A 13702-nucleotide genomic window follows, 5' to 3' on the forward strand; every position below is an offset into this window, starting at 1 on the left:
ACGCATGCAGCGATCGATGAAGACGGGCGATCATGGCCTTCTCGGCTGGGTCGCCGGGATCAGCCTGACCGTCATCGTCGCGGTCCCGTTCGTCTTCATCGTGCTGCAGGCGATCTTTCCCGAGCTGGGGCGCGGCTCGCTGGCCGCGCCCCTCACCCATCTCGGCCGCACGCTGGCCGATCCGAGCCTCCTGCGCCTCACCGGCAACACGCTCACCCTCGGGCTCGGCGTCGTCCTCGGCTGTACGCTGGTCGGGGTGCCGCTCGCGGTGGCGCGGGCCCTGTTCCGCGTGCCCTTCGCGCTGGTGTGGGACGTGCTGTTCCTCGTTCCCTTCATGATCCCGCCCTATATCGCCACGCTCGGCTGGATCATGACCATGCAGCCACGCGGCTATCTCCAGCAGCTCACCGGGGTCAATTTCGCCCCGCTGCTGTTCTCGGTGCCGGGCATGGTGCTGATCATGTCGCTGAACCTGTTCCCCCTCGTCTATTTCGCGCTGTCGCGCACCATCGAGGCGGTGGGCACACGCTATGCCGACGTCGGGCGCGTGTTCGGCGCCAAGCCGGCGCGCGCCTTCTTCCGCATCACCCTGCCGCTGGCGACGCCGGGCCTCGCCGCGAGCCTCCTCCTGGTGTTCGCCCTCGCCATCGAGGAATACGGCACACCCGCGGCGCTCGGCACCCGCTTCGGCTTCCAGGTGCTGGTGACGGGGATCGAGAACCGCATCTCCGACTGGCCGATCGACCTGCCCGGCGCGGCGATCCTGTCGCTGCTGCTGGTCGCTCTGTCGCTCATCGCCTTCCTGGTCCAGCGGCGCCTGCTGTCGACGCGCAATTACGACACGGTCGGCGGCAAGCCGCAGCGCAAGGAGAAGCGCCGCTTGGGCGTGTGGGCGCTGCCGGTCACGCTGGCCTTCGCGCTGGTCGGCTTTCTCGCCACCGGCCTGCCCATCCTGGCGATCCTCGCCACCGCGCTGTCGAAGACCATTTCCGGCGGGCTGAAGCCGGGCAATCTGGGTTTCCAGCATTTCGAGGAAGTGTTCGACAATACCGGGGGCGCCTTGCAGGCGCTGTTCAACTCGCTGTCCCTCGGCGTCGCCACGGCGCTGCTGGCCGGCGCGCTCGGGGCGATCACCGCCTATGCCGTGGTCAAGGGACGCGGACGGGGGCGCTGGGCACTCGACATGCTGGCCATGCTGCCGAGCGCCCTGCCCGGCGTGGTGGTGGCGGTGGGCATGATCCTCGCCTGGAACCAGCCCTGGCTGCCGATCACCCCCTACAACACCGCGCTGATCCTCTTGCTGGCCTATTGCTGCATCCTGCTGCCGCAGCCGGTGCGCTATGCCTCGGCCGCGTTCCAGCAGATCGGCGACAATCTGGAGGCCGCCGCCCGCGTCGCCGGGGCAAGGCCCTTCACGGTATTCAGTCGCATCATGCTGCCGCTGATCCTGCCGAGCCTGATCACCTCGATGCTGCTGGTCTTCGCCGTTGCCTCGCGCGAGCTGGTCGCCTCGCTGCTGGTGGCGCCGGTGGGAATGCTGACCATCGCCGGCTTCATCTGGCGCCAGTTCGAGCAGGGTTCGGTCGGGCTCGGCATGACCATGTCGTTCATCGCCATCGTGCTGACGACCCTGATCCCCATGCTGCTCATCGGCGCGCTGCGCTATGTCGCCGGTGAGCGCTTCACGGGGTTGCATTGAGATGAACCGGGTTCAGGCAATTTCCGGCTGGGGCGACAAGGGTCCCGCCTGCTTCCTCGCCGAGATTGGGGGCCGGCGGCTGATGCTCGATCTCGGCGAGGGCCCGGATGCCGGACGCCGGCCGGACCTGACGGGTATCGGCGCGGTCGACGCCATCCTCATCTCGCACGGACATCCCGACCATGTCGGCGCACTCGATCTGGCGCCGCAGATCGGCGACCCGCCGGTCTTCGCCACAGCGCCGGTGCGTGCGCTGTCAAACGACGAGCGGCTGCGCGGCGCGAGCGACCTGCCCTTCGGTGGGGGCGCTTCTATCCTCGGCCTCGATGTCGAGACCGGATCCGCCGGCCATGCGCCGGGCGCGGTGTGGATGCGCATCGGCGGTGCCGGCGGGCTGCTCTATACCGGCGACTATTCCGCCGAGAGCGCGCTGTTCCCCTCCAGCCGTCCGCTGCCCGCCGCGGCGATGATCGGCGATGCCAGCTATGGCGATGCCGAGGAGCCGCTGAGCGAACAGATCACCGAACTGGTGGAGCGGGCGCGCTGGCGCCCGCTGCTGCTGCCGGCGCCGCCCACCGGCCGCGCGCTGGAAATCGCGCTGGCCCTCCATGGCGCCGGTATCGAGGTCGCCCTGTGCCCGGCGACGCGGGCGGTCGGTGAAACGCTCGCCCAACACCCCGACGCGATGACCGCCGGCTTCCGCGACGCGTTCACCCCATGGCTCGCCGCGATGCCCGCACTGGCCGTCGACAGCCCGGCCCGGGGCGCGATGATCGTTGCGGGAGCACAAGCCGATCGCGGGCTCTCCGCTGCCCTATGCGAACGCTTCGCTGCCTCCGGCGAGGCCGACATCGTGTTTACCGGCCATGTCGCGGAGGGCTCGCAGGCGCAGCAGCTCATGCTGGCGGAGATCGCCACGCTGCGCCGCTGGAATGTGCATCCGACCCGCTCCGGCCTCAAAGCGCTGCTGGAGGCGGTGCAGCCGGAGATTTTCCTGCCGGCCTTCCTGCGCAAGGCGCGCATCCCTGCGCTCATGGAAGCGTTCCCCGGCGTCCGGATGGTGTCGGAGACGGCCGCCTTCCGCTGGTGAGGCGGCTCTACGGACTGGCCGGGCGCCGGCTCACCACGACGTAGAGCACCGCGATGGCCGCGAATACCACGAGGTTGATGATCGAGGACAGCGCGTAGAGTTCCGGCTTCACGCCGTAACGCAGCGCGCCCCCGCATCGCGGGATGCTCTCCCGGCCCGGCGAATACCGGCCTCGGACACCCGCAAAAACCCGATCTCGCAAGCACATCCGGCCGCCGGTCACGACCGGGGGCCTTGCTGCGCCGCACCTAAACGAAGGTTCGTATCTTTCACTTTATGACTGTTGCCGGCCTTTCATGTTTCATATAGCGTCAAGATGAAGATAAAAGCGAAAGCGCGCCCTGCGTAACGAGGCGCGTACTCCGGGAGAGACGTCAGGTGGCAGCTCGCGCGCTGGACGAGACCTATGACCTCGCCATCATCGGCGGCGGCGTGAATGGCTGCGGCATCGCCCGCGACGCGGCCGGGCGCGGGATTTCCGTTGTTCTCTTCGAACAGGGCGACTTCGCCGGGGCGACCTCGTCGGCCTCGACCAAGCTGATCCATGGCGGGCTGCGCTATCTCGAACATTACGAGTTCCGGCTGGTGCGCGAGGCGCTGATGGAGCGCGAGGTGCTGTGGGCCATTGCTCCGCACATCATTCGCCCGCTGCGCTTCGTGCTGCCGCACCATAAGGGCCTGCGCCCGGCCTGGCTGCTGCGGCTCGGCCTGTTCCTCTACGACCATCTCGGCGGGCGCAAGCTGCTCCCCGCCACCCGCACGCTGGATCTCGCCCGCGATGCCGCCGGCGCACCGCTGCGCGCCGGCTACCATCGGGCTTTTGAGTATTCCGACTGCTGGGTCGAGGACAGCCGCCTCGTCGTGCTGAACGCGCTCGATGCCGCCGAGCGCGGCGCCGATATCCGCCCGCGCAGCCGCGTCATCGGCGCGACGCGCGCCGCCGATCACTGGCAGGTCGACATCGAGCAGGACGGCGAACGCACCAGCGTTCGCGCCAAGGTGCTGGTGAATGCCGCCGGCCCCTGGGTGCATGAGGTTCTCGCGCATGTCGTGCGGGTCAATTCGCCGGCTAATGTCCGCCTCGTGCAAGGCAGCCACATCGTCGTGCGCAAGCTCTACGATCACGACCGCGCCTACATTTTCCAGAATGCCGACGGGCGCATCATCTTCGCCATTCCCTATGAGCGCGACTTCACCCTGATCGGCACCACCGACCGCGACTACAAGGGCGCGCCGCACGAGGTGAAGGCGAGCCCGGAGGAAATCTCCTATCTCTGCGCGGCGGCGAGCGAATATTTCAAGGCCCCGGTGACGCCGGAACAAGTGGTGTGGACCTATTCCGGCGTGCGCCCGCTCTATGACGACGGCGCCTCCAAGGCGCAGGAAGCCACCCGCGACTACGTGCTGGAGATGGAAGAGGCGGAAGGCCAGCCGCCGATGCTCTCGGTCTTCGGCGGCAAGATCACCACCTATCGCCGCCTCGCCGAGCACGCGCTGCAAAAACTCGCGCCCTTCCTGCCGGCAGCGGCGAAGCCCTCCTGGACCGGCACCGAGCCGCTGCCCGGCGGCGACTTCGCCGTGCACGACCAGCCGCGCATCGTCGCGCAGGTGAAGCGCGCGCATCCCTGGCTCAACGAGACGCTGGCGCATCGCCTCGTCATCGCCTACGGCACTCGCGCCCTGCGGCTGCTCGACAGCGCGCGCAGCGCCGCCGATCTCGGCCGCGTCTTCGGGGCCGACCTGACAGAGGCCGAGGTTCGTTATCTAATACGCGAGGAGTGGGCGCGCACGGCCGAGGACGTGCTCTGGCGTCGCTCAAAGCTCGGCCTTCGTTTCACGCGCGAGGAAATCGACGCGCTGGATGCCTTCATGCTGATGCACGTACCCTATCGCTTGAACCCCGCGGCCGACAGAAGCGGAGCCGCGCGATGACGCTGGAACTGCGCAGTCTCGGTCGGACCGTCAACGGCATACCCCACATAAGCGACGTTTCGCTGCGGCTGGAGAATGGCAGCCTGAATGTGCTGCTCGGCGCGACGCTCGCCGGCAAGACCAGCCTGATGCGCCTGATGGCAGGGCTCGACGCGCCGACCTCCGGCCAGGTGCTGGTCGATGGACAGGATGTCACCGGCATGCCGGTGAAGAAGCGCTCCGTCGCCATGGTCTACCAGCAGTTCATCAACTACCCCTCACTCAGCGTCTACGAGAACATCGCCTCGCCGCTGCGCATCCAGCGCCTGCCGCGGGCCGAGATCGAGGCGCGGGTGACCGAGGCGGCGCGGCTCATGAAGCTGGAGCCTTATCTGGAGCGCCAGCCGCTGGCGCTGTCCGGCGGCCAGCAGCAGCGCACGGCCATCGCCCGCGCCCTGGTCAAGCGCGCCAGTCTCGTGCTGCTCGACGAGCCGCTGGCCAATCTCGACTACAAGCTGCGTGAGGAACTGCGCGAGGAACTGCCGCGCATCTTCGCCTCGACCGGGGCGGTGTTCGTCTATGCGACGACCGAGCCGACCGAGGCGCTGCTGCTCGGTGGCAACACGGCGACGCTGATGCAAGGCAGGCTCACCCAGTTCGGCCCGACCGCCGGCGTCTACCGGCACCCGGCGGATCTCGACACCGCGCGGGTGTTTTCGGATCCGCCGCTCAACACGCTGCGCGTCACCAAATCGGGCAATGTGGCGCTGCTGGAGAGCGGAGCGGTGGTGCCGGCGACCGGCCTTCTGGCGAACGTGCCGGACGGCGCCTACACGATCGGCGTGCGGGCGCACCACCTCCAGGTCGAGACGGTGGCTTATGCCGAGAAGACCGCGCAGGGATCGGGGCTGATCCGGCTCGGCGCCGTCGTCGCCGTCACCGAAGTCACGGGGTCGGAGAGCTTCCTGCACATGGACATGGGATCCGAGCGGCTGACCGCGCTGGTGCCGGGCGTGCGCCGCCTGGAGCCGGAGGCGCCGGTCGAGGTGCTGATCGATCCGCGCCACATCCTGCTGTTCGACGCCGATGGGCGCAGCATCGGCGAAGGCGCGGCCGTGTCCCGCGCAGCGGTCGGTTGAGGAGGGCGCGATGGCCAGCATCACACTCGACGGTCTCGCTCACGCCTACCGCCCCGATCCGCGTGGGCCGCAGGATTATGCGCTGAAGGAGATCAACCATGTCTGGCGGCAGGGCGGCGCCTATGCGCTGCTGGGGCCGTCCGGCTGCGGCAAGACCACGCTGCTCAACATCATCTCCGGGCTGGTGGTGCCGACGCGTGGGCGCATCCTGTTCGACGGACGCGACGTGACCAACCTGCCGACCGAGGACCGCAACATCGCGCAGGTCTTCCAGTTCCCGGTGGTCTACGACACCATGACGGTGCGCGAGAACCTCGCCTTCCCCTTGAAGAACCGGCGTATGCCGCGCGACGAGATCACCCGGCGCGTCGAGGAGATCGCCAGCCGACTCAATATGACGTCCGTGCTGGACCGCAAGGCCTCGAACCTCACCGCCGACGCCAAGCAGAAAATCTCGCTCGGGCGCGGCCTCGTGCGCTCCGACGTCGCCGCCATCCTGTTCGACGAGCCGCTCACCGTCATCGACCCGCATCTGAAGTGGCAGTTGCGCTCGACGCTGAAGGAACTGCACCGCTCGCTCGATCTCACCATGATCTACGTCACCCACGACCAGACCGAGGCGCTGACCTTCGCCGACACGGTGGTGGTGATGCATGACGGCGCCGTGGTGCAGACCGGCACCCCGGAAGAACTGTTCGAGCGGCCGGCGCACACTTTCGTCGGCCATTTCATCGGCTCGCCCGGCATGAACGTGCTGCCGGCCCGTGTCGAAGGGCGCACCGCCCATATCGGCAACGTGGCCGTCGCGCTCGCCCGCGCCTATCCCGACCTGCCCACCACGGAGCGGATCGAACTCGGCGTGCGGCCGGAATTCGCCACGCTTGCACGCGCGGGCACCGGCCTGCCGGTGACAGTGAAGCGGATCGACGACATCGGCCGCGCCCGCATCGCCCGCATCGAGATCGCCGGACAGCCGGCGGCGGCGATGATCCCGGAAGGGCTCGCCCTCGACGGCGACACGGCCGGCCTGCGGCTCGATCCCCGGCAGATCCACATCTATGCCGGCGGCGTGCTGGTGCCGGGCGAACCTGTGCTTCCCACGGGAGAGGCGTGATGGGCGAATTTCTCTTGCGCGCCATCTGTTCTTCCACCTCTCCCCGAGGGGGAGAGGTCGGATGGCGTAGCCATCCGGGTGAGGGGGGCGGCCGCTTCGTCCTCATTCGCGTGCTTCCCCCTCACCCCACCCTTCTCCCCCTGGGGGAGAGGGAGCAGAAAGAGGGGCCCTTCTGATGGAAAAGCCCATCAACAACCGCGCCTGGTGGCTGGTCGCGCCGGTTTTCGCCATCGTCGCCTTCTCGGCCATCGTGCCGATCATGACGGTGGTGAACTATTCCGTTCAGGACACCTTCGGCAACAACCAGTTCTTCTGGAACGGCCTCGGCTGGTTCCAGGAGCTGCTCGACCCCTCGACGGAGCTCGGCGGCCGGTTCTTCGATGCGCTGTGGCGCAACCTGTTCTTCTCCGCCGTCATCCTCGCCATCGAGGTGCCGCTCGGCATCCTCGTCGCGCTGTCCATGCCGCGCGAGGGCTGGAAGGTGGCGGCGACGCTGGTCGTCATGGCGCTGCCGCTGCTGATCCCATGGAATGTCGTCGGCACCATCTGGCAGGTCTTCGCCCGCGCCGATATCGGCCTTGCCGGCTACGGGCTGAACTGGCTCGGCATCGACTATAATTACACCGGCGATCCCATCGCCGCCTGGATCACCATCGTGGTGATGGATGTCTGGCACTGGACCAGCCTCGTCGCGCTGCTCTGCTATGCCGGCCTGAAGTCGATCCCCGACGCCTATTACCAGGCCGCGCGGATCGACGGGGCCTCGCGCTGGGCGATCTTCACCACCATCCAGCTGCCGAAGATGAAGCGCGTGCTGCTGATCGCGGTGCTGCTGCGCTTCATGGACAGCTTCATGATCTACACCGAGCCTTTCGTGCTGACCGGCGGCGGGCCCGGCAACGCCACCACCTTCCTGTCCATCGACCTCGTGAAACTCGCGCTGGGCCAGTTCGACCTCGGCAAGGCAGCGGCGATGAGCCTGGTTTACAACCTCGTCGTGCTCGCCGTGTGCTGGGTCTTCTACACCGTGATGACCCATGCCGGCAGCGAGCGCGCGGACCGGGGAGAGCCGGCATGAACCAGTCCTCGCGCACCGGCACCTTCGTGATGGTGCTGTACCTGATCTTTCTACTGCTGCCGATCTACTGGCTCGTCAATATGAGCCTGAAGACGAATTTCGAGATCAACACCACGGTCTCGCTGTGGCCGCGTGAGGTCACGTTCGAGCACTACATAAAGATCTTCACCGATGCCAGCTGGTACACCGGCTACATCAACTCGCTGACCTATGTGGTGCTCAACACCATCATCTCGATCAGCCTCGCCTTGCCCGCGGCCTACGCCTTCTCGCGCTACACCTTCGTGGGTGACAAGCACCTGTTCTTCTGGCTGCTGTCGAACCGCATGGCGCCGCCCGCGGTGTTCGCCCTGCCCTTCTTCAATCTTTATTCGGCCATCGGCCTGTTTGACACGCCCTGGGCCGTGGCGCTGGCGCATTGCCTGTTCAACGTGCCGCTCGCCGTGTGGATCCTGGAAGGCTTCATGTCCGGCGTGCCGCGCGAGATCGACGAGACGGCGGCGATCGACGGCTATTCCTTCCCGCGCTTCTTCGTGAAGATCTTCATGCCGCTGATCGCCTCGGGCATCGGCGTGGCGGCGTTCTTCTGCTTCATGTTCTCCTGGGTGGAGCTGCTGCTGGCGCGCACGCTGACCGCCACCAACGCCAAGCCCATCGCCGTCACCATGACCCGCACCGTCTCCGCCGCCGGCATGGACTGGGGACTGCTCGCCGCCGCCGGGGTGCTCACCATCATTCCCGGCGCGCTCGTCATCTGGTTCGTGCGCAACTACATCGCCAAGGGCTTCGCCCTCGGGCGGGTGTGAGGAGGTTCCGATGGAGGATTTCACCACCCGCCTCGCCGAGAACACCGCCTGGATGGCCTGGACCTGGCAGACCGCGCTGTTCTTCGCCGTCATCGCCAGCCTGCTGACCGTGTTCACCGTGCTGGCCCTGTGGCGGCCGGAGCGCGCCCGCGTCGGCGTGCTCGGCATCCCCACCACGCGCGGCGACCGGCTGTTCATCACGCTGCTCGGCAGCGCCTTCATCAATCTCGCCTGGCTTGGCCTGGTGGGACCCGAACTCGGCTGGGCGCTCGCGCTCTGCCTTGTCTACGCACTGGCGGTGTTCCGCCTCGTGTGAATTCGCACGCGGCGGCAGGCCGCGGCTACTGGGAAGAAACGGGAGGAATGACCAATGTTGCCGTCACGACGCCGTACACGCTACTTGCTCGCCGCGAGTGCCGCGGCCCTGTTCGCCTTCTCCGCGCCGGTACGCGCGGACGAGGCCGCCGCCAAGAAATGGATCGACAGCGAATTCCAGCCTTCCACGCTCTCCAAGGACGAGCAGATGAAGGAGCTGGAGTGGTTCATCAAGGCGGCCGAGCCCTTCAAGGGCATGGAGATCAACGTCGTCTCCGAAACCATCACCACGCATGAATATGAGGCGAAGACCCTCGCCAAGGCGTTCTCCGAGATCACCGGGATCAAGCTCACGCACGACCTCATCCAGGAGGGCGATGTCGTCGAGAAGATCCAGACGCAGATGCAGTCGGGCAAGAACATCTACGATGCGTGGGTGAACGATTCCGACCTCATCGGCACCCATTTCCGCTACAAGCAGGCCGTGCCTCTGACCGACTGGATGGCGGGCGAGGGCAAGGACGTCACCTCGCCGACGCTCGACCTCAAGGACTTCATCGGCCTGTCCTTCACCACCGCGCCGGACGGCAAGCTCTACCAGCTGCCCGACCAGCAGTTCGCCAACCTCTACTGGTTCCGCTACGACTGGTTCACCAACCCGGACTACAAGGCCAGGTTCAAGGCCAAGTATGGCTACGATCTCGGCGTGCCGCTGAACTGGTCGGCCTATGAGGACATCGCCGATTTCTTCACCAACGACGTGAAGGAGATCAACGGCACCAAGGTCTATGGCAACATGGACTACGGCAAGAAGGACCCCTCGCTCGGCTGGCGCTTCACCGATGCGTGGCTCTCCATGGCCGGCAACGGCGATCGCGGCCTACCGAACGGCAAGCCGGTCGACGAATGGGGCATCCGCATGGAAGGCTGCCGCCCGGTCGGCTCCTCCGTCGAGCGCGGCGGCGACACCAACGGCCCGGCGGCCGTCTATTCCATCGTCAAGTATATCGAGTGGCTGAAGAAGTACACGCCGCCGCAGGCGCTCGGCATGACCTTCTCCGAGGCCGGCCCGGTCCCGGCGCAGGGCAACATCGCCCAGCAGATGTTCTGGTACACCGCCTTCACCGCCGACATGGTGAAGCCCGGCCTGCCGGTGATGAACGCCGACGGCACGCCCAAGTGGCGCATGGCTCCCTCGCCGAAGGGCGCCTACTGGAAGGACGGCATGAAGCTCGGCTACCAGGACGTGGGTTCCTGGACGCTGCTGAAGTCGACCCCGGTGGATCGCCGCAAGGCGGCCTGGCTCTACGCCCAGTTCGTGACGTCCAAGACCGTCTCGCTGAAGAAGAGCATGGTCGGCCTCACCTTCATCCGCGAGAGCGACATCTGGTCGCCCGCCATGACCGAGCGCGCGCCCAAGCTCGGCGGCCTCGTCGAGTTCTACCGCTCGCCGGCCCGCGTGCAGTGGTCGCCGACCGGCTCGAACGTGCCGGACTACCCCAAGCTCGCCCAGCTGTGGTGGCAGAACATCGGCGACGCCTCCTCCGGCGCCAAGACCCCGCAAGCGGCGATGGACAGCCTCGCGGCGGCGCAGGAATCGGTGATGGAGCGTCTCGAGCGTTCCGGCGTGCAGGGTGACTGCGGGCCGAAGCTGAACGCCAAGCACCCGATGGAGTACTGGGTGGAGCTTGCCAAGAAGGAGGGCAACCTCGCGCCGCAGCCCAAGCTCGCCAATGAGAAGCCGCAGGGCGAGACCATCGACTACGACACGCTGATCAAGTCCTGGCCGGCGACCCCGCCGCAGAAGTAGACCAAACGAGCACCCGCTCCGTAAAACGGCATCCCGGACGCGCGCGAGCGCGATCCGGGATCGCCTGATACATATGGCTGGCGATCCCGGCTATGGTCCTGCCGCCGTTCCGGGATCGCGCTTTGTCCGTGAGGGTTCTGCTTGACCACCTATCTCCTCGCCATCGACCAGGGCACGACCTCGTCCCGCGCCATCCTGTTCCGGCCCGACACGACCATCGCGGCGCAGGCGCAGCAGGAATTTCCCCAGCATTTTCCGGCCTCCGGCTGGGTCGAGCACGAGGCAGAGGATCTGTGGCGCACCACGCTCGCCACCTGCCGCGAGGCGATAGAGAAGGCCGGCGCCAAGGCCGCCGACATCGCCGCCATCGGCATCACCAACCAGCGCGAGACCACCGTCGTCTGGGACCGCTCGACGGGAGCGGCCATCTACCGCGCCATCGTCTGGCAGGACCGGCGCACCGCCGAACGCTGCGCCCAGCTGCGGGCCGAAGGCCATGAGCCACTGGTCACCGAGCGAACCGGCCTCATTCTCGACCCCTATTTCTCCGGCACCAAGATCGCCTGGATCCTCGACCATGTGCCCGGCGCCCGCGCCCGCGCCGAGCGCGGCGAACTCGCCTTCGGCACCGTCGATTCCTGGCTGCTGTGGAAGCTCACCGGCGGAAAGGTCCACGCGACCGACGCCACCAACGCCGCACGCACGCTGCTGTTCAACATCCACACCGGGATGTGGGACGAGGACCTGCTCGCGCTCCTGCGCGTGCCGCGCTCGCTGTTGCCCGAGGTCAAGGATTCCTCCGCCGATTTCGGTACGGCCGAAGCCGGCCTCTTCGGCGGGCCGGTCGCCATCGGCGGCATCGCCGGCGATCAGCAGGCGGCCACCGTCGGCCAGGCCTGCTTCGAGCCGGGCATGATCAAGTCGACCTACGGCACCGGCTGCTTCGCGCTGATCAATACCGGCCCGCAGGCCGTCGCCTCCGGCAATCGCCTGCTCACCACCATCGCCTACCAGCTCGCCGGCAAGCGGACCTATGCGCTGGAAGGGTCGATCTTCGTGGCCGGCGCCGCCGTGCAATGGCTGCGCGACGGCCTGAAGATCATCGAGACCTCCGCCGAGAGCGAAGCGCTCGCCGAGAGTGCCGACCCGGCGCAGCAGGTCTATCTCGTGCCGGCCTTCGTCGGGCTCGGCGCGCCCTATTGGAATCCGGACGTGCGCGGCGCCATGTTCGGCCTGACGCGGGCGACCTCGCGTGCCGAAATCGCCCTCGCGACGCTGGAGAGCGTCTGCTACCAGACGGTCGATCTCATCGACGCGATGCACGCGGACTGGAAACGCGCCGGCGCCGGCAACGCGGCCACGGTACTGCGGGTCGATGGCGGCATGACCGCGTCGAACTTCGCCATGCAGCGGCTCGCCGACCTGCTCGCCGCGCCGGTCGACCGGCCCGTTGTGCGCGAGACCACGGCGCTCGGCGCCGCCTATCTCGCCGGCCTACAGGCCGGCGTCATGCCGGCACCCGAGCACTTCGCGGATCGCTGGCGGCTCGACCACCGCTTCACCCCGTCCATGTCCAGGCCGACCCGCGAGCGCAAGCTGTCCGGCTGGCGCGATGCCATGCGCCGGCTCACCATGCCCTGAACAGTCTCACCGGCCTCCGGACGGCCCGGGCACGTGAGCGACGTCGCAGCGGGCCCGCAGCCGCGCCAAGGTGCGGCGGAACACCTCGGCATCGTCGCGCGCATGCGCGAGCACGATACCGCCCTGGATGCCCGCCAGGATTTCCTCGGCGAGGGCCTCTGCCTCTCGCCCCGACCGGCCGGCGCGCATCAGCGCCGCCGCCAGCGCCGTTTGCCAGCGCTGGAAATAGCCGTCGATGACGACCGCGAAACGCTCGCGCACCTGGCCCAGCGCGAAGGCGCCGACGAGGCAGGCGCGCCGGCCGGAACGGAAATAGGCGTCGACCGCATCGAACATGCCGGCGATGCTGGCGTCCCTGTCTCCCTGCGCTGCACCTTGGCGCAGCGGGGCGAAGATCTGCTGCTCGAACCAGCCGTCGATCTCGGCCAGCACGGCCTGCGCCATTTCCTCCTTACCGCCGGGAAAGAAATGGTAGAGGCTGCCCTTGCCCAGCCCGGTCCGCTCGCTGATGAGGGAAAGGCTGGTGCCCTGATATCCATGCGCACGGAACAGTTCGCCAAGCACCGGAACGATATCGGAACGCTCGGCGACAAGACGTGCCATCAGGGTGCCCGCAGCGGATAGGTCGTGCCGGTGGCGCGGTGGAACGACGCCGCAATGATCACCATGGCGAGAGCTCCGGCCGCGACCGGCATGCCGAGGAAGCTCCATCCGGGATCGGAGGCGAAGACCAGCAGCGGGTCCGCGCCCGCCGGCGGATGGGTCACGCGCAGCAGCGCCATCAGCGAGATGGCGGCCCCGACCCCGATCGCCGCCGCCCACCAGGTCCCCGGCAGCACGAGGTGCAACGCCAGCGCCACTGCAGTGGCCACGACGTGGCCGCCGACGACATTCATCGGCTGCGACAGCGGACTGGTCGGTACGGAGAACAGCAACACCGCACTCGCACCGAAGGGGGCGATGAGCAGCGGCGCTCCTGCATGGAAACTCAGTGCCCCGGTGACGCCGATGGCGACGATGGCGCCGATGCCGGCAAGCACGGCGTGGTGAAGCTTGTGGGGCGGCTGGTGACGGTGGAGATAGTGGCGCATGATTGTAC

General features: G+C 67.6%; 12 protein-coding genes. 10 read left to right on the forward strand and 2 right to left on the reverse strand.

The window, feature by feature from the left end:
- The first annotated feature begins 16 nt into the window (after nt 1-16).
- The 10 genes from ACO2RV_RS15430 to glpK all read left to right on the forward strand — a co-directional run bounded on the left by ACO2RV_RS15430 (nt 17) and on the right by glpK (nt 12603).
- Nucleotides 17-1699 carry an ABC transporter permease gene (locus ACO2RV_RS15430; RefSeq protein ID WP_423294513.1) on the forward strand — a complete coding sequence of 561 codons (1683 nt, stop codon included), beginning with the start codon at nt 17-19 and terminating at the stop codon, nt 1697-1699.
- A gap of 1 nt (nt 1700) precedes the next feature.
- Complete coding sequence (locus tag ACO2RV_RS15435; RefSeq protein ID WP_423294515.1) at nt 1701-2789, forward strand: MBL fold metallo-hydrolase; 1089 nt, start codon at nt 1701-1703, stop codon at nt 2787-2789.
- Between the two features lie 378 nt (nt 2790-3167).
- Nucleotides 3168-4721, forward strand: coding sequence for a glycerol-3-phosphate dehydrogenase (gene glpD / locus ACO2RV_RS15440; protein ID WP_423294517.1), 1554 nt, complete (start codon nt 3168-3170; stop codon nt 4719-4721).
- Nucleotides 4718-5839, forward strand: a complete 1122-nt coding sequence (locus ACO2RV_RS15445; protein ID WP_423294519.1) for an ABC transporter ATP-binding protein — start codon at nt 4718-4720, stop codon at nt 5837-5839. Before glpD ends, ACO2RV_RS15445 begins: the two co-directional genes overlap by 4 nt.
- A 10-nt stretch (nt 5840-5849) precedes the next feature.
- Nucleotides 5850-6953, forward strand: coding sequence for an ABC transporter ATP-binding protein (locus tag ACO2RV_RS15450; RefSeq protein WP_423294521.1), 1104 nt, complete (start codon nt 5850-5852; stop codon nt 6951-6953).
- 175 nt (nt 6954-7128) lie between these two features.
- Complete coding sequence (locus ACO2RV_RS15455) at nt 7129-8031, forward strand: carbohydrate ABC transporter permease (RefSeq protein WP_423294523.1); 903 nt, start codon at nt 7129-7131, stop codon at nt 8029-8031.
- A complete protein-coding gene (locus ACO2RV_RS15460) occupies nt 8028-8837 on the forward strand; it encodes a carbohydrate ABC transporter permease (RefSeq protein WP_423294525.1) in 810 nt (269 codons plus the stop codon). The genes ACO2RV_RS15455 and ACO2RV_RS15460 overlap by 4 nt, the downstream gene beginning before the upstream one ends.
- A gap of 10 nt (nt 8838-8847) precedes the next feature.
- Nucleotides 8848-9153, forward strand: a complete 306-nt coding sequence (locus ACO2RV_RS15465; RefSeq protein WP_423294527.1) for a DUF2160 domain-containing protein — start codon at nt 8848-8850, stop codon at nt 9151-9153.
- Between the two features lie 54 nt (nt 9154-9207).
- On the forward strand, nt 9208-10962 hold the full coding sequence (locus ACO2RV_RS15470; protein WP_423294529.1) for an ABC transporter substrate-binding protein: 1755 nt from the start codon (nt 9208-9210) through the stop codon (nt 10960-10962).
- Between the two features lie 141 nt (nt 10963-11103).
- Nucleotides 11104-12603, forward strand: coding sequence for a glycerol kinase GlpK (glpK, locus tag ACO2RV_RS15475; RefSeq protein ID WP_423294531.1), 1500 nt, complete (start codon nt 11104-11106; stop codon nt 12601-12603).
- Nucleotides 12604-12609: 6 nt separating this feature from the next.
- Here the strand turns inward: glpK and ACO2RV_RS15480 are convergent, their stop codons facing one another.
- Both ACO2RV_RS15480 and ACO2RV_RS15485 read right to left on the reverse strand, forming a co-directional pair.
- On the reverse strand, nt 12610-13206 hold the full coding sequence (locus ACO2RV_RS15480) for a TetR/AcrR family transcriptional regulator (protein WP_423294533.1): 597 nt from the start codon (nt 13204-13206) through the stop codon (nt 12610-12612).
- Entirely contained in the window at nt 13206-13694 is a 489-nt protein-coding gene (locus tag ACO2RV_RS15485) for an HPP family protein (RefSeq protein ID WP_423294535.1), read from the reverse strand. Before ACO2RV_RS15485 ends, ACO2RV_RS15480 begins: the two co-directional genes overlap by 1 nt.
- Nucleotides 13695-13702 lie beyond the last annotated feature (8 nt).

Origin of the sequence: Ancylobacter sp. VNQ12 (genome assembly GCF_049445835.1) — a bacterium.
GTDB lineage: Bacteria > Pseudomonadota > Alphaproteobacteria > Rhizobiales > Xanthobacteraceae > Ancylobacter.